The organism is Bacillus sp. AFS029637 (genome assembly GCF_002584985.1).
GTDB lineage: Bacteria > Bacillota > Bacilli > Bacillales > Bacillaceae_G > Bacillus_A.
The window spans coordinates 53,190-72,704 of sequence record NZ_NUPZ01000015.1 but is presented as its reverse complement, the minus strand read 5'-3'; the positions used below and the strand labels follow the sequence as shown (position 1 = coordinate 72,704).

At 35.6% G+C, this 19,515-nt stretch carries 19 protein-coding genes; 11 read left to right on the top strand and 8 right to left on the bottom strand.

Features of this window, described 5'->3' with window-relative positions:
* Positions 1-12 precede the first annotated feature (12 nt).
* From COE49_RS06405 to COE49_RS06380, 6 genes are all read left to right on the top strand, one after another.
* Entirely contained in the window at positions 13-1,149 is a 1,137-nt protein-coding gene (locus COE49_RS06405) for an MBL fold metallo-hydrolase (protein ID WP_098945773.1), read from the top strand.
* 21 nt (positions 1,150-1,170) lie between these two features.
* Entirely contained in the window at positions 1,171-1,401 is a 231-nt protein-coding gene (locus COE49_RS06400; RefSeq protein WP_098268698.1) for a sulfurtransferase TusA family protein, read from the top strand.
* A 38-nt stretch (positions 1,402-1,439) separates the two neighbouring features.
* On the top strand, positions 1,440-1,799 hold the full coding sequence (locus tag COE49_RS06395) for a rhodanese-like domain-containing protein (protein WP_098945772.1): 360 nt from the start codon (positions 1,440-1,442) through the stop codon (positions 1,797-1,799).
* A 15-nt stretch (positions 1,800-1,814) separates the two neighbouring features.
* Positions 1,815-2,111, top strand: coding sequence for a rhodanese-like domain-containing protein (locus COE49_RS06390; RefSeq protein ID WP_098945771.1), 297 nt, complete (start codon positions 1,815-1,817; stop codon positions 2,109-2,111).
* Between the two features lie 73 nt (positions 2,112-2,184).
* A complete protein-coding gene (locus COE49_RS06385; RefSeq protein ID WP_098945770.1) occupies positions 2,185-2,664 on the top strand; it encodes a DsrE/DsrF/DrsH-like family protein in 480 nt (159 codons plus the stop codon).
* A gap of 33 nt (positions 2,665-2,697) precedes the next feature.
* Positions 2,698-3,462 carry a sulfite exporter TauE/SafE family protein gene (locus COE49_RS06380; protein WP_098945769.1) on the top strand — a complete coding sequence of 255 codons (765 nt, stop codon included), beginning with the start codon at positions 2,698-2,700 and terminating at the stop codon, positions 3,460-3,462.
* A gap of 33 nt (positions 3,463-3,495) precedes the next feature.
* On the opposite strand, the gene COE49_RS06375 is transcribed toward COE49_RS06380, so the two are convergent.
* The gene (locus COE49_RS06375; RefSeq protein ID WP_000642358.1) at positions 3,496-3,936 is read right to left on the bottom strand and encodes a hypothetical protein; all 441 of its coding nucleotides are present in this window, start codon (positions 3,934-3,936) and stop codon (positions 3,496-3,498) included.
* A gap of 148 nt (positions 3,937-4,084) precedes the next feature.
* Complete coding sequence (locus COE49_RS06370; protein WP_141556614.1) at positions 4,085-5,287, bottom strand: LCP family protein; 1,203 nt, start codon at positions 5,285-5,287, stop codon at positions 4,085-4,087.
* A gap of 316 nt (positions 5,288-5,603) precedes the next feature.
* Here COE49_RS06370 and COE49_RS06365 point away from each other — a divergent pair, with 316 nt between their 5' ends.
* Entirely contained in the window at positions 5,604-6,602 is a 999-nt protein-coding gene (locus COE49_RS06365) for a YhdH/YhfP family quinone oxidoreductase (RefSeq protein WP_098858848.1), read from the top strand.
* Between the two features lie 36 nt (positions 6,603-6,638).
* Here the strand turns inward: COE49_RS06365 and COE49_RS06360 are convergent, their stop codons facing one another.
* Positions 6,639-8,294: a Na/Pi cotransporter family protein gene (locus tag COE49_RS06360; protein WP_088232397.1), complete on the bottom strand. Its 1,656-nt coding sequence runs from the start codon at positions 8,292-8,294 to the stop codon at positions 6,639-6,641.
* An 811-nt stretch (positions 8,295-9,105) separates the two neighbouring features.
* Entirely contained in the window at positions 9,106-10,308 is a 1,203-nt protein-coding gene (locus COE49_RS06355; protein WP_088232398.1) for an MFS transporter, read from the bottom strand.
* A 321-nt stretch (positions 10,309-10,629) separates the two neighbouring features.
* Here COE49_RS06355 and COE49_RS06350 point away from each other — a divergent pair, with 321 nt between their 5' ends.
* Positions 10,630-11,718 carry a DUF871 domain-containing protein gene (locus COE49_RS06350; protein WP_088232399.1) on the top strand — a complete coding sequence of 363 codons (1,089 nt, stop codon included), beginning with the start codon at positions 10,630-10,632 and terminating at the stop codon, positions 11,716-11,718.
* Between the two features lie 94 nt (positions 11,719-11,812).
* On the opposite strand, the gene entC is transcribed toward COE49_RS06350, so the two are convergent.
* The 4 genes from entC to COE49_RS06330 all read right to left on the bottom strand — a co-directional run bounded on the left by entC (position 11,813) and on the right by COE49_RS06330 (position 16,563).
* A complete protein-coding gene (entC, locus tag COE49_RS06345; protein WP_098252356.1) occupies positions 11,813-13,162 on the bottom strand; it encodes a cell wall-binding protein EntC in 1,350 nt (449 codons plus the stop codon).
* A gap of 448 nt (positions 13,163-13,610) precedes the next feature.
* Positions 13,611-14,786, bottom strand: a complete 1,176-nt coding sequence (locus tag COE49_RS06340) for an ABC transporter permease (protein WP_088232401.1) — start codon at positions 14,784-14,786, stop codon at positions 13,611-13,613.
* Positions 14,787-14,788: 2 nt separating this feature from the next.
* Positions 14,789-15,463 (bottom strand): ABC transporter ATP-binding protein, encoded by a 675-nt coding sequence (locus COE49_RS06335; RefSeq protein WP_000609103.1) that lies wholly within the window; start codon positions 15,461-15,463, stop codon positions 14,789-14,791.
* Positions 15,460-16,563 (bottom strand): efflux RND transporter periplasmic adaptor subunit, encoded by a 1,104-nt coding sequence (locus tag COE49_RS06330; RefSeq protein ID WP_088232402.1) that lies wholly within the window; start codon positions 16,561-16,563, stop codon positions 15,460-15,462. Before COE49_RS06330 ends, COE49_RS06335 begins: the two co-directional genes overlap by 4 nt.
* 211 nt (positions 16,564-16,774) lie before the next feature.
* Between COE49_RS06330 and COE49_RS06325 the strand changes: the two genes are divergently transcribed.
* From COE49_RS06325 to COE49_RS06315, 3 genes are all read left to right on the top strand, one after another.
* On the top strand, positions 16,775-17,509 hold the full coding sequence (locus COE49_RS06325; RefSeq protein ID WP_088232403.1) for a YwaF family protein: 735 nt from the start codon (positions 16,775-16,777) through the stop codon (positions 17,507-17,509).
* 87 nt (positions 17,510-17,596) lie between these two features.
* Positions 17,597-18,463, top strand: a complete 867-nt coding sequence (locus COE49_RS06320) for an ABC transporter permease subunit (protein WP_088232404.1) — start codon at positions 17,597-17,599, stop codon at positions 18,461-18,463.
* 1 nt (position 18,464) lies between these two features.
* On the top strand, positions 18,465-19,478 hold the full coding sequence (locus COE49_RS06315; protein ID WP_088232405.1) for an ABC transporter permease: 1,014 nt from the start codon (positions 18,465-18,467) through the stop codon (positions 19,476-19,478).
* Positions 19,479-19,515: the final 37 nt, after the last annotated feature.

Below are 19,515 nucleotides of genomic sequence, written 5' to 3'. Positions count from 1 at the left end.
GGGGGTAATTGAATGAGCGTTAAATCGTTACAAGCAAAAGATGTTGCAGAGAAAGTTTTATTCGGAGAGTTGTTTATTTTAGATGTTCGTAATGAGACGGATTATGAAGAGTGGAAAATTGAAGGGAAACAAATTTCTTCTATTAACAAGCCGTATTTTGATTTGTTAGATGGTGTAGATCATATTGCAAGTGAATTACCTAAAGATAAAAATGTTTTAGTAGTATGTGCAAAAGAAGGGTCTTCTATATTTGTGGCAGAGCAATTAACAGAGGCTGGATTAGAAAATATTTATTATTTAGCTGGTGGTATGAAGGCATGGAGTGAATATGTAAAGCCTATAAAAGTTGGAGATTTAAAAAATGGCGGAAGTATGTATCAGTTTAACCGCCTTGGAAAAGGTTGTTTATCTTATATGGTCGTTTCAAACGGTGAAGCGGCAGTTATTGATGCGGTAAGAACGATTGAAGCATATGAGGAGTTTGCGAAAGAGCATGGCGTTACCATTACGAATGTAATGGATACACATTTACATGCAGACCATATTTCTGGAGGACGTAAGTTAGCTGAAAAAGTAGGTGGTACGTATTGGTTACCGCCAAAAGATGCGGAGGAAGTTGTTTTCTCGTATGAGCCACTTGTAGAAGGACTCATTATTACGGTGGGGGGTACTAAAATTGACATTGATGCATTATACTCACCAGGTCATACGATTGGAAGTACATCATTTATTGTAGATGATTCCTATTTATTATCAGGCGATATTTTATTTGTAGATTCAATTGGGCGTCCAGATCTTGCTGGTAAGGCTGAAGATTGGGTGAGTGATTTACGAAATACGTTATATAAGCGCTATAAGGAACTGTCTCCAGAGTTAATAGTTTTACCAGCTCATTATTCAAAAATAAGTGAGATGGATGAAAGAGGTATTGTAAGTGCGAATTTACAAGATCTATTTAAGGAGAATGTAGGATTAAATATTGTCGATGAGGCAGAGTTTCGTAAAATCGTGACAGAGAACTTACCGCCTCAGCCAAATGCATATGAAGAAATTCGCCAAACGAATATGGGGAAAATTCATCCGAGTATGGAAGAAGCACGTGAAATGGAGATCGGTCCAAATCGTTGTGCAGTTCATGATTCATTATAAAATAATAAACTGGAGGAATAGATGATGAATGTAAAACAAGTATTAGATGCGAAAGATTTAGCATGTCCAATGCCGATTGTAAGAACGAAGAGAGCGATGGATACGTTACAAACTGGAGAAGTGTTAGAAGTACATGTAACGGATAAAGGATCAGTTAAGGATATTCCAGCGTGGGCAAATAAGGGTGGCCATGACATCGTAAAGAGTGCAGAAGAAGGCGATGTGCTAAAGTTTTGGATTAAGAAGGCGTAGTGAAAAACTAGTTTTGTAAATACGGAGAGGGTGTTTATATGAATACAATATTAAGTACGCTTTTCATTGTACTTGCTGCATGGTTTGTTATTTCGCGTTTTTTACCGGTGAAAGGTGTTCAAAATATAAATGGAAAAGAATTAAAGAGTATAGTTGAAAAAAAAGGGAAACAATTTATCGATGTTCGTACATTAGGTGAATATAGAGGAAATCATATGAAAGGATTTCAGAATATCCCACTAAATGAGTTAGCTAGTAAAGTAAATCATTTAGATAAAAATAAGGAAGTCATCGTTATTTGTCAGAGCGGGATGAGAAGTAAGCGAGCAGCAAAAGTATTAAAGAAATTAGGATTTCAGCACGTTATAAATGTTTCAGGTGGTATGAACGCTTTGTAAGGAAGGAATAGCAAGATGAAAGAAATAACAGCGAAAGAAGTAGAGGAAAGATTGTTACGAAATGAAGAGATACATTTGATTGATGTTCGCGAAGTAGAAGAAGTAGCGGAAGGGAAAATTCCAGGCGCGCTTCATATTAGGTTAGGTCTACTAGAGTTTCGAATGCATGAATTGGATAAAAATAAAGAATACATTATCATTTGTCGCTCAGGAAGAAGAAGTGCAAGAGCAGTTCAGTTTTTAGAAAGCTATGGTTTTCGAGCGATTAATATGGTAGGTGGTATGTTAGCGTGGGAAGGTAAAGTCGTATAGTACAGAGATAAATGATTTGAGCTTTTTCACAAACAATAAGATACCCCTATAGGTAATTTGGAGGAGGAACAACATGGAACAACAGAAGAAAACAACAATCGTTCTATTTAGCGGAGATTATGATAAAGCGATGGCTGCGTATATTATTGCAAATGGCGCAGCAGCGTATGATCAAGAGGTGACTATTTTTCATACTTTCTGGGGATTAAATGCCTTAAGGAAAGATGAACATGTGGAAGTAAAGAAAACTTTCATAGAGAAAGTTTTTGGAAAAATGATGCCGCGCGGTGCTGATAAGATGGGATTATCTAAAATGAATTTTGCCGGTATGGGACCAAAGATGATTAAAGGTATTATGAAAAAACATAATGCGATGCCTTTGCCGGATTTAATTGATTTGGCGAAAGAGCAGGGTGTGAAACTTGTAGCTTGTCAAATGACGGTAGATTTATTAGGGTTAAAAGAGGAAGAGATTATGGAAGGGGTAGAGTTTGCAGGAGTAGGAGCTTATTTAGCAGATGCTTCGGATGGGAATGTAAACTTATTCATTTAAATCACCTTCTTTTAAGAAGGCGGGGGATATAAGGTGAGTTTAGTCGTATTACTTTTTATAATTGGGTTTATAGGATCATTTATATCAGGGATGGTTGGGATTGGCGGTGCGATTATTAATTATCCGATGATCTTATACATTCCGGTACTGCTAGGATTTACTGGTTATACGTCACATGAAGTGAGCGGTATTACAGCAGTACAAGTATTCTTTGCAACTTTTGCAGGCGCATGGGCATATCGAAAGAATAAAGATATGGATAAAACGTTAGTTGTGTACATGGGCGCTAGTATATTAATAGGAAGCTTCATAGGGAGTTTCGGTGCTAATGTATTAGAGGAACATACAGTCAATGTTGTGTATACACTGTTAGCTACGATTGCAGCTGTGATGATGTTTATACCGAAAAAAAATAACAGCGGAGTAGTGAAATATAATAAATGGTTAGCAAGCTTGTTAGCGTTTATTGTAGGCGGAGCATCAGGCATTATAGGAGCTGGAGGTTCTTTCTTATTAGTTCCAATTATGCTAGTCATTTTAAAGTTACCGATACGGATGACGATTGCAACATCAATTGCAGTCACATTTATTTCTTCAATAGGAATTACGACAGGGAAAGTGCTGACTGGGCAAGTAGTGGTGATTCCAGCTCTTATTATTGCGATCGCTAGCATCTTTGCTGCGCCGCTTGGAGCAAGAGTCGGGAAGAGGATGAATCAAAAAGTACTGCAATATATGTTATCGGTTTTAATTGTAGGTACTGCTGTTAAGATGTGGATTGATATGATATCGAAATAAAAGGATGGTGCTGCTTGCAGCCCATCCTTTTATTTATGCCCAAATAACTTTCATTAAGTTTTTATATTCGTCGTTCGCTAATTTATATAGCATTCTCGTATGTTCAAAGACAAGTGCTGGATTAAAGTTTGGTTCTGAGAATGCAAGAGATGTTGAAATATCAATTGCATTTTGCTTATTTAGCGTGAATTTTGCAAATCGATAAGATGTGTTTAATTCATTGATGACATGTAAAATATCATTTGTTGATGTTTCATCAGGTACATGAGCAACATTGAAGCAGTATATATCCACAGTAGGATTTTCGTTTTCGAAAGCAGCGATAAGTTGAATCTTTGCGCCAGCTTCTGTTTCTAATCCTACTGAAAAATGTACAGAACCATCATTTTCATCTATATTTTCTTCCATGTATATATCGTTTGATTTTAAGTAGTCTTTAAAATCTGAAATGTTATGTTTTACTGCAGCTTTCATATGTATGAGCCCCCTGGTAATTGGAATAGATTACTATCATTTATTATAATTTAAAAATATTAAAAAAGATAGTTAGAAAGTTCTGATTTTTAATTTTGAAGGAATAAAAAGAAGCAGTGCTCTACCTCCATAGAGCACTGCTTCTATATTATTCATTGTCATTAGACGATGTTTCTGTATCTTCACTACTATTATTATTTTCTACGTCATTGTTACTTGATTCGCGTTCACTCGTATTTTCGGACTTAGATTCTTTTGTCTTCTCTGAATTTGTTTTTTTCGAATCAGAGTCAGTTTTTGTATAGGCAGGTAGTCCAAGGTGAGCACGAAGTTCGTTTGTAACTTTTGCTAATTCTTTTTTATCTGGGTTGTAGTAATATGTTCGGCCACCACCAGCAGATTTGCTACATGTATCATCACCTTTTTCCATGTAACAGTCTTCACCTTGAATTTGTAATTTCTCAATTTCTGAATCCGATCCGTACTTATAGAATGAAAGCATATCATCGAATGTTAAGTTTGTAACGAATTGTCCGTTAATATCATCAATGATGTTTCCAACTTTTGTTACAGATCCAACGTCTGTTACTTTCTTTAAAATCGCTTCAATAACGAGTTGTTGACGTTGTCCACGCATCGCATCACTATCAATGTGTCGTGTTCTGGCAAGAGCAAGAGCCTCTTCGCCATTTAATTTTTGGACACCTTTTTGCAGATGAATTGCCTCGGCATTATCATTGCTATCTTGCTCAGTAAATTCAACTGGTACATCAACTTCAATACCGCCTAAGTCATCGACGATTTTTATAAATGATTTAAAGTTGAATTTTACAAAGTAATCGACAGGAACATTCATTAATTTTTCAACTGCATCAATGGTTGCTTGTGGTCCACCGTTTTTGCCATTTTTAGCAGAACCGTATGCATGAGCGTGTGTTATTTTATCTTTCTTCTTTTCAACTGGAATATAAGTATATGTGTCTCGTGGAATACTTAATAGCTTCACAGTTTTGCTATCTTTATTAAACGTTGCAAGTAATAGTGCATCCGTTCTTATAGCTTCACCATAATCTTTTCCTCGGACATCGCTTTCATCAACACCCATTATTAAGACAGAGACATTGTTCGTAATAGGTTTTACAGCTTTGTCACGTAAATCAGATTTATCACCGCGCGCTAAATCGTGTGCGGCATTTCGAACAGCAGAAGATGCTTTATTTACTAAAAACCAAGTATAACCGCCACCTACTAGTAAAAAGAATAGAATAACGCTTATAATAATTTTTGTTTTTTTCTTACTTTTTTTCGGTTTATTGCGTGTATTTTCTTGCAAAGATGGGTTTTGCTCCATTTCTTGTACTCCTTCATTTGGATTGAAATACGACACTCATATCCACTTATTATAATGAAATTTGACGAAAAAAAACATTACAAATCATTTACATTTCGTAAAAATTCAATATATTTATAAAAAGTCAGATTTTTTATATTTTGTTTTTGAGATGTAGAATAAGTATAAGTTGTTTTAGTAGAAATGAAAATATGTATTGTGAGAAAGTGAGAGAGAAGTAAGATTTGTTGAAATATAGCCAAGAAGAAACGAGTAGCCGTACGTATATTTTCTATATAATAAAGAAGAATTTTACGGATAAAGGAGAAAGAGCATAATGAATCATACATCATTCCGAGCAATTGTTGTGAACGAAACGGAAAATCATCAGTTTGAAAGAGAAGTTGTTGAGAGAGAAGTAAGTAGTTTACCTGAGGGAGATGTGCTAATACGGGTTCATTATTCGTCATTAAATTATAAAGACGCCCTTTCAGCTACTGGAAATAAAGGTGTTACGAGAACATATCCTCATACGCCAGGAATCGATGCCGCAGGAGAAGTTGTGAGTAGTGAAGAGGGAACCATTAAGGTAGGAGATCAAGTTATTGTAACGGGATATGATTTAGGTATGAATACTTCTGGTGGTTTCGGAGAATATATTCGCGTGCCAGCATCTTGGATCATCCCTTTACCAGAGGGAATGTCATTAAAGGAAAGTATGATGTACGGGACAGCAGGTTTTACAGCTGCTTTATCGGTATATAAGCTTATTGGAACAGGCATAATGCCTAGTATGGGAGATGTTTTAGTAACAGGTGCTACAGGCGGCGTAGGTAGTGTAGCGGTTAGTATTTTAAGTAAGTTAGGATATAACGTAGTAGGAGCAACAGGAAAAATGGAAGAAGAAGAGATGCTACTGCGTCTAGGGGCAAAAAAGGTGATTCACCGCGCGGAATTGAGTGATGAATCAGGAAGACCGATGCTTAAAGGGATATATGCTGGAGTTATCGATACTGTAGGCGGAAGTATGTTAGAAACAGCTTTGAAATTGGTGCGGTATGACGGTTGTGTCACGACGTGTGGTAACGTAGCGGGGCATGAGTTACATACAACGGTATATCCATTCATATTACGAGGGATTAGCCTTTTAGGAATAGATTCCGTTCAATGTTCGGTAGACATGAGAAGAGAAGTGTGGGCATTGTTAGCTGATGAGTGGAAAAATACAGAGCTATTATCTTATACAGAAGAATGTACATTAGAAGAATTAGATGAGAAGTTTACATTTATATTGCAAGGAAAGTTAAAAGGAAGAACAGTTGTAAAAATGAAATGAAAAAAGAGACGCGTAATATAGCGTCTCTTTTCTTCATTATAATGATTGTTTTAAATTGATTTTTCCTTGTTCTCCTAAAACACCATCAGCGATATTTACAGCGTGATCGCCGATACGCTCTAAGTTACTTACCATATCAACGAAGATAATACTTGCATCACCTGAACAGCTGCGTTCGTTTAGACGTAATACGTGACGTTTACGAAGAACACGTTCCATTTGGTCGATTTTACGTTCTTTTGCAATAACTGTTTGTGCTAGTTCAGTATCGAAGTTTGTTAAAGCTTCAACTGCGTCTTGTAATGTTGAAATTGTTAATGCAAGCATTTCATTTAGTTCAGCTAATGCTTCACCTGATAGTGAAACACGGTTTGAAATTTGGAAGTCTACAAGTTCTACAAGGTTTTCTACATGATCACCGACACGTTCAATATCTCCAACAACACCTGCTAAAACGGAATGTTTCTCAGAGTCTGTAGGTGAAAGTGGTTTTTCTGATAGTAAAACTAAATACTCGGTAATTTTTTTATCTAAATTGTTAATAGCTCCTTCTAGTTGAGTAGCCATGTCAGCGTGTTTTTTATCTTGTGTATTTAAAAATTGGTTTGCTTCTTTTAATCCGTGTAATGAAAATTCAGCCATACGAATAATTTCTTTTTGAGCTTCTGTTAAAGCGATGGCTGGAGATTGTTCAATAAAGATTGGATTTAAATGTTGCGGTTTGAAATCAATAGATGCATCTTCCCCGCGAATAATTTTTGTTACAATCCATGCTAATGCTGCAATGAATGGGAACTGAATAATTGTATTCGTTACGTTAAATGTTCCGTGTGCAAATGCAATGGTCATTTCTGGATTTAAATTTAATGACGTTTGGAAATATTGAATTAAATTTGTAAATGGTACTAATAAAATCGTAAAAATAATTGTACCGACGATGTTAAAGATAACGTGAACTAATGCCGCACGTCTTGCTGCAATTGAAGTACCGATTGCTGCTAATACAGCTGTAATTGTTGTACCGATATTATCACCGAACAATACAGGAAGAGCAGCTTGTAAGTCGATTGCACCTTGACCGAATAATTCTTGTAAAATACCGATTGTTGCACTTGAGCTTTGTACAATTAAAGTGAAGACTGTACCGACAATAATGCCTAAAATTGGATTATCACTCATGCTAACCATTAATTCTTGGAATGACTCTAAAGAGCGAAGAGGTTTCATACCTGTGCTCATTAGTTCTAAACCGAAGAATAACATACCAAAACCAAAGATAACTTGACCTACAGAATGTACTTTTTTATTTTTAAAGAAGAATAGTAAGATTGCTCCAACTGCCATAATTGGGAGAGCGTATTCTCCGATTTTAATTCCGATAATAAATGCAGTAACTGTCGTTCCGATGTTCGCACCCATAATAACACCAATTGCTTGTCTTAATGTCATAAATCCGGCACTTACAAGTCCGACTGTTAAAGCGGTTGTTCCTGAACTTGATTGGATTAGGACTGTAACTAACATACCTGCTAGTACACCCATAAGTGGGTTTGTTGTAAAGCGATCTAGAATATCGCGAAGACGATCTCCAGCTGCTTGTTGCAGTCCATCGCCCATGTATTTAATCCCGAATAAGAAAATACCTAATCCACCAATGAACTGGAAGATCATATCTTGAACATTATATTCCACGCATTCCACTCCTTAAATTTCATGTACGATGTAATTATTAACTAAACCTTGAGGCACTGTAAACGGTTTGCTAGTAAAATTTACACTAAATTTACAAAGTGATGAAAAGTTTACAAATCTTTAAAGAAATACCTGTATTTAATTGGTTTTTCGGCTAATATATCCAATCGTTTTGTAAAGAAGTCACATTTATCAAACTATTTACAGATAGTAAAAATAGGAGAGGTAAACTATCCAAATTGGATGCGCTAAGTAAAATTTCACCGTATTCATAATAATGATTCTTTGCATATTTTTGATTAAAATTAGAAAAATATGTAGGGGAAAATGGGGAGGTTTGAAATGAAAGCAAAAACGATTGAATGATTTTAAACCGTCTTTTTTGAAGTGCTTACAACAATAAAAAAGAGCAATTCGTATATGAATTTGCCCTGTTTTTTATGTTGAAAAAGTTTGAGTACTTCGTATAATAAAAATTGTGCGCAGTGTACTTCTTTAATCCGGTTATTTGCGTACAATCCTGATGGGGTTGCTAACAAGAGAGTTTCACTTTAGTAGGAGTCATTATTATGCTTTACATTTGAAGAACATCGGGGGGACCGTATTTTGTGTACACTATTGCCTTCATCAACATTTCCTCCAATTCGTTCTATATATTAATATCATACGAACAACAGGAATAAATAGAACAATGGTTCATCTTTCAATACAATGCAAAAAGCAGTGTGATTTTTGGAGGAATCCACTGCTTTTTGCATTTGTGTATATATGATTTTTTTGTTTAAGTACTTTGAAATAGAGCGAGTTAACATTATCCAACGGCTTTTTCGTTTATTTTACCTTTCTGTTTTTGTTTCCGTAAGCTTGTGATGTAAATGAACAGGAAAGCAATAAGTAAAAGAGAGGAATAACGATATACAGTTGCATAGTTTGTAAAATGTGCAATGAACCCAAAAATAATGGCTCCAGCGCCAATTCCAAGGTCAAATGCAGAGAAGAATGTAGCTGTTGCGACTCCTCGTCGGTGTGGTGCTACGCGGTCAATCATCCATGCTTGTAGTGCAGGTTGAATTGCTCCGAAGCCACTTCCGTAACATGCTGCTGCAAGAATTAAACTCGGAATTGTAGTTGTATACGACAGTAGAATAATACCTGTAAACGTAATAATAACTCCTGGAATAATAACGAATGCATGACCTTTCGCATCATATAATTTTCCAGAAAACGGACGAGTAACAGCGATTGCCAGTGCATTAAATAAGAAGAAGAGGCTTATATCAGCAATGCCGACTTCGGTAGCGAATAGCGTGATAAAACTTCCGATCCCGCCGTACATTAATGTAATACATAATATTAATAATGAAGGAAGTAAAGCTTTACGCTCAATAAATCCATCGAGAAAAGTACCAGATGATTGCTGTGGTGGTTGTTTCGTTTTTTTGATTTGAAGTAATTTCGTTAATATTAATGAAGCTATTGTGCAAGAGAGCGCACATAAAAAAAGAATAGTAAAGTTATATGTTTGCATAAGCCATAGTCCGATTAGTGGACCGAGCGCCATTGCGATTGTTCCAGAAAGGCCGAAATATCCCATTCCTTCTCCACGGCGTGCTGCTGGAATTAAATCAGAAACGACAGTTCCATATGTAGTCGTTGTAATACCAAAACCAGCGCCATGTAAAATACGAACGGCTAGCAAGAGAAAAACAGTTGAGGCGAAAAGGTAACTGCCCATAGCAAGTAAACAAATAGCAGTACCGATCATTAAAATGATTTTTTTATTGAATTTCTGCAAGGCGTTTCCAGTTAGCGGTCTAACAAAAAGTGCCGCCACGGTAAACATCCCGACAACAAATCCGATATTGGAACTTGTGCCACCAATTTCTTTCACATAAACAGGTAAAGTCGGAATTAACATCTGAAACCCTAAAAACATACATAAGTTTGCAAAAATTAAAGCGACAAACTCTTTTGTCCATAACGGTTCTCGTTTTACGAGTATTGCTTCTCCCATATATTCATCCCCTATATAAAAGTCTTCTCTTTTCTTTCGAGTATATGTAGTGGTCAACGTAACAGTCAAGGAAGATGTCTTGAAAACGGATAACAATTTTTAAAACGAAAAAACTGACAAATTTGTGTAAAAGCTACACAACTATGAAAAAAAGATGTAAAGTATAGATGTATAGACTTGCAGTTGTTATGAATGATAGAAATTGTTTTTTCTTTAAAGAAAGCGGATTCAAAAAAGTGGTGAATGAGAAGGGGATATATATTTTTTCACTACATATATTTGAAAAGGTTTACAAAACGATGAAGAAAGAGGCGTGTACATATGAGACGATTAGGTATTTCTATTTATCCAGAACATTCAACAGTGGAGAAAGATAAAGAGTATTTAACATTAGCAAGTAAATACGGATTTACACGTGTGTTCACATGTTTACTATCTGTGGATGGAGAGAAAGAGAAAATTATAGAGGAGTTTAAGGAAACGATTTCGCATGCGAATGCATTAGGATTCCAAGTGTTAGTTGATATTAGTCCATCTGTTTTTGAACAACTTGGTATTTCATATAACGATTTATCGTTCTTCCATGAACTAGGTGCGTATGGTATTCGTTTAGATGTTGGTTTTTCAGGATTAGAAGAATCAATTATGACGTACAACCCATATGGATTAAAAATCGAGATTAATATGAGTAACGGTACGAAATATGTAGATAACATTATGAGTCATAGACCAAATCGTGAAAATTTAATTGGTTGTCATAACTTTTATCCACACCGTTATTCAGGATTATCATACGATCATTTCATTACATGCTCGAAACAATTTAAAGATTACGGCATGAGAACAGCTGCATTTATTTCATCATTTGATGCAACATATGGGCCTTGGCCAGTAACAGAAGGATTATGTACGTTAGAGCAGCATCGTGAATTACCGATGACAACACAGGCAAAGCACCTATTTGCGACAGAATTAATTGATGATGTTATTATTGCGAATGCATATGCATCAGAAGAAGAGTTACAAGCGCTAGGTGCATTAAATAAAGAGAAACAAACATTTGATATAGGACTATATGATACAACGACAGAATTAGAAAGAATTATTGTGTTAGACGAACCTCATTTTTATCGAGGGGATGTATCGGAATATATGATTCGTTCTACACAAAGCCGTGTGAAATATAAAAAAGAAGAGTTTAAACCTCATAATACGCGTGAAATTAAGCGTGGTGATCTTTTAATTGATAATGAACAATATGGTCAGTATAAAGGTGAATTACAAATCGCGCTAAAAGATATGGTGAATACAGGAAAAACAAATGTAGTTGGTCGAATTGTAGAGGAAGAGATTTTCTTATTAGACTATTTACAAGCATGGGATAAATTTGGATTTACATTAAAGAAATAGAGAGGATAGATTTAATTTGGACGGGAGAGAAAGAATGTAAGAATGATAAAAAAGAGTCAGTCTCAACATGGAGACTGACTCTTTTACATAGTAATTAGTTTAAAATTTTCACTGTAACTGTTTGACGTCCCCAGTTACTTGATGTAGCTTTATCAGGCATTAAAACGTCAATTTTATTACCTTTAATAGCTCCACCAGTATCACCAGCGATTGCTACTCCGTAACCTTCAACCCATACTTTTGAACCTAATGGAATGACACTTGGATCAACTGCAATTAGTTTCATGTTTGGATTAGCTGTTAAGTTATGACCCATAGCTGATTTTACTTGGTCGCCTGCTTTATAACCATTTTCAAGTGGATCTGCTGTGTAAGCTGTCGCTACAACTTGTAACTCACGAGAAGATGATGGTGCACTTGTTTCAGTTTCTTTTGCAACAGGTTGTTGTGTAGCTGGTTTTTGAGCTTTAGCCGCTTCACGAGCTTTAGCTGCCTCTTGAGCTTCAGCCTGAGCTTTAGCTGCTTCACGAGCTTTAGCCGCTTCTTGAGCCTTAGCTTCTGCTTGAGCTTGAGCTTCAGCCTGAGCTTTAGCTGCTTCACGGGCTTTAGCCGCTTCTTGAGCCTTAGCTTCTGCTTGAGCTTGAGCTTCAGCCTGAGCTTTAGCTGCTTCTTGAGCTTTAGCTGCTTCCTGGGCCTTAGCTGCTTCCTGAGCTTTAACTGCTGCCTCGGCTTCAGCTGCTTCACGAGCTTTAGTTGCTTCTTCTGCTTGAGCTTTTGCTTGAGTTTCAGCTACTTCCTTTGCTTTAACTGCTTCACGAGCGTTAGCTGTATCTTGAACTGTAGTTGTTTTTTCAGCTTTAACTACTGGTTGAACTTTAACTGGAGCTGTACCTGTTAAGTAAGGGACATGAACATAAGCTGTTTTTCCGTTATATTCAAATTGGATCCAACCATTTTCAACTTGGTGTGTTGTTTCAATTACATCATCTTTTTTCAATTTACCAAGAATTTCTGAGTCTGTATTTGCACCAGCACGTACGTTTAATACATTTGCTGTTACGTAATACGTATCTTTTGTGTAGTCAGCGCTTATGAAAGCTTCTTTACCATTGTTTAATTTAACTTTTGACCAACCATTTTCTGTATGTAAAACATTTACTTTATATCCATCTAATAACTTTCCGACAACTTTTGATTCAGTAGTTGGGTTTTCTCGTACATTTAGTACATCAGTCGTTACGATTGTTTCTGCTTTAGCAGATGTTGTGAAAATCCCAAGACCAAAAACCGCTGCTGTTGCTATACCCATAATTTTTTTCATAATAGCCTCCATTGCATTTGTTTTCGTTGACCTCATTATAGCAACCATTATTTTCTTATTTGCGAAAAACATAAAATTACAAAGCTTTCGTAACGGGTCATTAATATTCTGTAATAATTCCAGTAATATCCTAAAAGCGCTTTCTTATAGTTTGTTTGGGGGATAAGAGCATATGAAACATAAAATGGAGAGTATTTCAATTTCTATTAGATTAATAATGTTTCGAAACTATTACTATAGTTTTTCTTAAATGTTACAGAAACAGTGTATTTTGCTGTCGGAACAGGTAAGTAGTTATGTAATAATAACTATTTTTAGTGGGTGACTATATATATTAAGTGAAAATCAATGAAATATCGTTATAATTGTTACAAAATAAGTCGAGGCATGGAAGAAATTACGTCTTGCATTTGGCTTGTTACATATTATTTTTGAAATAATAGAATTCTATAATGGCTTTAGTACGTTAAAATAATGAAAGGTGTTTATAACGTGAAACATATATAATAGAAGAAACATGATTTGATAGGTAAATAAAAAACGTAGGAGTGCAAACTCCTACGTTTTTTACTTACTCATATCGTAAACATTCAATTGGATCAAGTTTTGCAGCTTTGTTAGCTGGTAGTAAGCCGAATGCAATACCGATTAGCATTGAGATACCTACTGACAGAAGTCCAAGTTCTTTTGAGATAACAAGTGGCCATCCGGCAAAGATTGAGACGATCCAAGCGAAGAAAATACCGAGCATGAATCCGATGAAACCACCGAGCCCTGTTAAAATACAAGATTCAATTAAGAATTGCATTAATACTTTACCACGTGTTGCACCAAGTGCTTTACGAATACCGATCTCACGTGTACGTTCTGTTACAGACACAAGCATGATGTTCATTACACCGATACCACCAACAAGTAAGGAGATAGCGGCGATACCACCGAATACCATTTTCATCATACCAATTGATTCGTCTAGTTGCTTCGTAAAGTCACCTAAGTCCTGGGCTTCAAATTTATGCTCAAATTTAGGAGCTTTCATTTCATTTAAAATGGAAACGGCTTGTTTTTCTACACTTTTACGTTCTGCTGGAGAAACTAGTGTTAGTTTTACAGTTTCATATTCAGTTACTCCAGAAATGACAGGAGCATTTTCAAGCGATGTATAACCTTCCGCCATAGCCATTCCGAAATCATTTTTTGTTTCATACACACCGACTATTTTATATGGTTTTCCTTTTATATCGGCATATAAATTTGATTCCCAACCATTAAATAATTTATTGAAAGCTTCTTCATTTAATATAATCGCAGGAATTGCTTGGTTTAATTCATTATCGTTTAATTCACGACCGTGAACTAATTTTAGTTTCTCATCTGTCATAAAGCTACCAGTGCCACCTTTTAAGTTGAGAGAGGTAGTTTTTGATCCAGCTGAAGCATTGATTTGCATACTTACATCTGGATAAACATCTTTAACCCCTGGTACAGTTTGAAGACGTTTCAGCATATCAGCATTAATTTTGGCACTATCTGTTCCAAAATCGGGATTGTTGTAGTAAATCGTTACTTCATTATCTTTTCCTTGGCCTAACTCTTGTTTAAACTTTGCGTTTGTACCATCACCCATTGAAATGATAGTAATAATGGCACTAATACCGATGATAATACCTAACATCGTTAAGATAGAACGCATTTTATGGGCAAAGATAGAGGAAAGGGCCATGCGTATATTTTCACTTGTGTTCAAAATTAACCTCTCCAATCTTGGACGATATTTCCGTCACGAATTACAATTTGACGTGCTGCAGCTTCCCCGATTTCACGGTCATGGGTAATCATAATGATTGTAGATCCTTGTTTGTTTAATTCGTAAAAGAGGTCCATAATTTGTGTACTCGTTTTCGTATCAAGTGCTCCCGTTGGTTCATCGGCTAAGATGAATTTTGGGTTATTTACGATTGCACGTGCGACTGCGACACGCTGCTTTTGTCCACCGGATAATTCGTTCGGTAAGTGAGTAGCACGATCAGCTAAACCAACTTTTGTTAAAGCAGCTAATGAGCGTTCACGTCTTTCTTTTTTATCGACTCCGGCGTAAATAAGAGGTAGCTCTACATTTTGAAGTGCTGTAAGTCTTGGTAGTAACATAAAGTTTTGGAATACAAATCCGATCTCTTTATTACGAACACGTGCAAGTTCTGTTTCAGACATGTTTGAAATGTTTTGACCAGCTAGTTCGTACGTACCTGTCGTTGGTTTATCTAAACAACCGATAATGTTCATTAAAGTTGATTTACCAGAACCAGATGGCCCCATAATAGAAGTAAATTCTCCTTGATTTAGTGTTACGTCAATTCCGTGTAGTATTTGAACTGATTCAGCACCGTTTTGGAAAGATTTCGTGATGCCTTTTAAGTTAATCATTGAGTGACAACCTCCATACCATCTTTTAAGTCTTTTTCAGGTTTAGAGATAATTTCTTCTCCTTTTTTCACTCCAGAAACTTTTGCTTCGCTATCTGTCTCGAATTCAACCGTAACAGCTTGTTCTTTCGCTTTACCATCTTTTACAACGAAGACAACATTTTTGTCTCCTTTTTTCACAATACTGCTCTTCGGAACAACCGTACCAGTTGCTTCGCCTGATTTACTCGTTACGTAAACGTGGAAGCCGTTTTGTAATTCTTCACTATTATCTAAAGTGACAGTGAATTGATAGTTAGAAACTGTTTTGTTTTCGTCCATACTCTTTAATGGAGTAGAGCCGATTTCTGTTACTTTTCCTGTCCAAGTCTTACCAGCAACCGTTTTTGATGAAACAGTTACTTCTTGCCCAACTTTCATACTAGCAAGCTCATATTCAGAAATTTGACCTTTTACTTTAAATGGACCAGCGTGACGAAGTGTAATGCCGCTCATACCGGTTTTTTCATCAGCAGTTTTCACGATATCATCAATTACGCCATCAGCGGGGCTTGTTACAGTAAGAGTATTTACTTTCTCTTTTGCTGCTTTAATCATTTCATCAGATTTTTCAACTTCAAACTTTTTCATTTCAAGTTGTGATTCTAATTGCTGCACTTCGACTTCCGATGCTTTTAATGCTTCCTGAGGAAGACCAGCATTTTTATCTTTTTGTAATTTTTGCTTCGCTGCATCAATTTGTTTTTGATACAATGTTACTTCTTTTTGTGCGATTTTCTTTTGCATTTCTGCTTCCGTTACACCTTGTTTAGCTGTAGGATCATTATATTTAAACAGGAGCTGACCTTTTTTCACTTCATCCCCTTTTTTAACAGCTAATTCGTACGTACCTTTTGTTGGATCGAATGAAATGGTTTCAATTCCGTTTGGAATAACTTCGCCGCCAAATTTTTGTGCATTTTCAATTTGTTTTTCTGTAACTTTATAACCGCTATATGCCATCGCTACTTCTGAACCGCCACCAGCAAATGCAAAATATGATCCAGCTGCAATTCCGATTGCTACTACACTAGTAATTAACACTTTATTTTTCTTCTTCATCTATTTATCACCTTTTCGTTCGTTTTAGTATCTACATTCAGTATAGAAGAGGGAAGGAATCTGACAAATCGTTTTAGCTTACAATAACCTTACAGTTTTGTAAGGTATGAATATGTAGATGTAAGGTAGAGGTTGTCCCAGCCTAAGCAAATGAATTGACTCGTTGTTTCTTTCTTACAATAATATTGGATGAAGGAGAGGAGGAAGGAAGATGGAAGCTTATTTTAGTGCGCATCCATTAAAACCATTTATTCCATATTCAAGGCAACATGCCATTATATTATTTATTATGTTGGTAGGGATCGTTTTTCTGTATCAATACCAAAATGTATTACGTCAAAGTAAGTGGAATATAACGGTTCGATACGCGATTGCATTTTTATTTATAGGGAGTGAAATTGGACTTCATATGTGGGAGTGGAAAGCAGGGATTTTTGAGCTAGGCACTTCATTGCCATTTGAGTTATGTACAATAAGTTTATTATTAGCATCGATTATGATTGTAATGAAAAGTTATCGAATATACGAGATTGTCTTTTTTACAGGAATTATCGGTGCATCACAAGCTATTTTAACACCAAACTTGCAGTATGCTTTTCCGCATTTTCGCTTTATAGAATTTTTCCTTGCACATGTATTACTTATTTGGGCACCGCTCTTTATGACTTGGGTAGAAGGATATCGTCCTACATTGCAATCTATTAAACGCACAATGATATTTTTAAACATATTAATTCCAATTGTTTCATTCGTAAATTATAAAACAGGCGGTAATTATATGTTTTTAGCCCATAAGCCAGAAACAGCTTCATTACTCGATATGTTAGGGCCGCATCCTTACTATATTATTTCATTAGAAGTTGTAGCGCTTATTGGATGTTTCATTTTGTATATGCCGTTTTCCAAAAGTGAAAAGCATGTGCATAAAGAATCGCTAGGATCATAACCTAGTGATTTTTTTGTTGTAAATATTTACAATTCGGAAAATTAAGAATAAAATTAAAGAGTAAATTATAGAGAGGGAAGGGAGAAAATGGTAAAGAGAGTTTTTTTGAATGGGATGGAAATGACAATTCAATTTATCATTTCAATTTTGGGTATTATTTTTTTAGGGGCACTGCCGAAATTATTTTATGGATTTGAGCTGAATGTATCAGCGTACATAGAGAGTCTAAAAGAAGTATTTGCGAAATTAATGGATATTTCCAATTTGCAATATGCAAGTGATAAATTTTTATTTCCACAGTTGTTTGTTCATTATAAAGAAACAATGATTATTTTCTTGACTGCATTTTGCATTTCATTGTTGGTAGCATTTTGTATTGTTTATATGATTATGATTAGTTCACCGCGTATACAACATCGAATTAAATCGTTTCTCATCTTTCTAGAATCCATTCCAGACATTCTTCTTATTTTAGGATCACAACTTTTAGTTATATGGTTTTTTAAGCAGACAGGCTTTTTACCTTTTAAAATTGCGACAATTGGAGGCGAGTCCATTAGAGGATTGCCGATATTTTGTTTGAGCATCCCGACTACGATTATGTTTGTGAAACTGTTAGTGCTTCGTTTTGAAAATGAACTAGAAAAAGATTATGTATTATTTGCTAAGGCAAAGGGGCTGAATCGCTTTCATATTTTAAATCGCCATATTTTACGAAATGTGTTGCTTAGTACACTTTTCTTTGCAAAAACGAATATATGGTTCATGTTATCAAATTTATATATTATAGAATGGATTTTTAATATAAAAGGTATTTTTATGTTTTTGAAATCGTATCCGGATGTTAGGGTTGAGGTTTTCATCGTTAGTGTACTACTTATTTATATTCCGATTTTTATTTTATTTAAACTGTTTCATTATCTCGTTCCAGCTGCAATGAAGGAGAGATTATAATATGTGGATGTACATAAAACGTGATAAAAGGTTTTGGATAAGTATTGGATTTTTTCTCATATTAGTTCTTTTGAGCATCGGAAATACGATATGGAATGATGGGCAGATTAGAAAAGTTACACTACAATATGATGCGGCTGGAAACCCAGAAGTGCCACCGTTTTCACCTTCATCACAATTTTTACTTGGGACAGACCGGAATGGATATGACCTTTTACATTTAGTAATTGAGGGAGCAAAGTGGACGATTGGAATATCGTTTTTAATCGCATTACTTAGAATGGTAATGGGTGTGTTTTTCGGTGTTCTGCTCGGAACATACATAAAAAGAGGCTTTGCAAAGATTGAGGCTTTCTTTGATAGTTTTACAGTCATTCCAACAGTTATGATTGCGTATTTCTTTCTTCAATCTGTTAATAGATTTGGAAGTGGAGAGGAAACAACAACTTTCTTTGAAAGGGCTTCATTCCAAGTGGTATTACTTGTAGCGCTTGCGATGCCAGTTATTGCACTATATGTTGCGAATGAAGTTCGTAAATTGAGAACGGAAGAATTTATTGATGCCGCGCGCATATTAGGCGGATCAAGAAGACACATAGTTATAAAGCATATTTTTCCACATCTCAATATGACGTTTATACTCGTATTTCTTCAACAGTTTACTCAAACCTTGACCATTTTACTTCATTTAGGGTTACTTGAGGTGTTTTTTGGTGGGACGGTCCAGTATGGTGGACCGATTCCAGGGATGAAAGAAATAGATTCTTATACACATGAATGGTCAGGTTTAATTGGAGTATACTTTAGATCTTTAACAGTGCATCCATGGATTCCTCTTGTCCCAATTACATTTTTCGGGCTTACTATTTTTTCAGGAAATATGATTGTAAAAAGTATAGAAGAGGCGATGAGGAAAGTTCGATTAGGGGGAGAGATAAAGAAGATAGATGTAAAAGAGGAACAGTCTGCTGTACAGTCAAAAGAGGATCTGTTTACATTTAAACATACGATGTGAAAATAAAAAAGAAGCAAGCATAATCAATGCTTGCTTC

Bases quoted from the DNA above. Each gene is read 5' to 3' on its own strand.
- COE49_RS06400 (WP_098268698.1), top strand. From the start codon at position 1,171: ATGATGAATGTAAAACAAGTATTAGATGCGAAAGATTTAGCATGTCCA.
- COE49_RS06365 (WP_098858848.1), top strand. From the start codon at position 5,604: ATGAATCATACATCATTCCGAGCAATTGTTGTGAACGAAACGGAAAAT.
- COE49_RS06320 (WP_088232404.1), top strand. From the start codon at position 17,597: ATGGTAAAGAGAGTTTTTTTGAATGGGATGGAAATGACAATTCAATTT.
- COE49_RS06330 (WP_088232402.1), bottom strand. From the start codon at position 16,563: ATGAAGAAGAAAAATAAAGTGTTAATTACTAGTGTAGTAGCAATCGGA.
- COE49_RS06370 (WP_141556614.1), bottom strand. From the start codon at position 5,287: ATGGAGCAAAACCCATCTTTGCAAGAAAATACACGCAATAAACCGAAA.
- COE49_RS06355 (WP_088232398.1), bottom strand. From the start codon at position 10,308: ATGGGAGAAGCAATACTCGTAAAACGAGAACCGTTATGGACAAAAGAG.
- COE49_RS06390 (WP_098945771.1), top strand. From the start codon at position 1,815: ATGAAAGAAATAACAGCGAAAGAAGTAGAGGAAAGATTGTTACGAAAT.
- COE49_RS06350 (WP_088232399.1), top strand. From the start codon at position 10,630: ATGAGACGATTAGGTATTTCTATTTATCCAGAACATTCAACAGTGGAG.
- COE49_RS06405 (WP_098945773.1), top strand. From the start codon at position 13: ATGAGCGTTAAATCGTTACAAGCAAAAGATGTTGCAGAGAAAGTTTTA.
- COE49_RS06325 (WP_088232403.1), top strand. From the start codon at position 16,775: ATGGAAGCTTATTTTAGTGCGCATCCATTAAAACCATTTATTCCATAT.
- COE49_RS06395 (WP_098945772.1), top strand. From the start codon at position 1,440: ATGAATACAATATTAAGTACGCTTTTCATTGTACTTGCTGCATGGTTT.
- COE49_RS06385 (WP_098945770.1), top strand. From the start codon at position 2,185: ATGGAACAACAGAAGAAAACAACAATCGTTCTATTTAGCGGAGATTAT.
- COE49_RS06375 (WP_000642358.1), bottom strand. From the start codon at position 3,936: ATGAAAGCTGCAGTAAAACATAACATTTCAGATTTTAAAGACTACTTA.
- COE49_RS06315 (WP_088232405.1), top strand. From the start codon at position 18,465: ATGTGGATGTACATAAAACGTGATAAAAGGTTTTGGATAAGTATTGGA.
- COE49_RS06335 (WP_000609103.1), bottom strand. From the start codon at position 15,463: ATGATTAACTTAAAAGGCATCACGAAATCTTTCCAAAACGGTGCTGAA.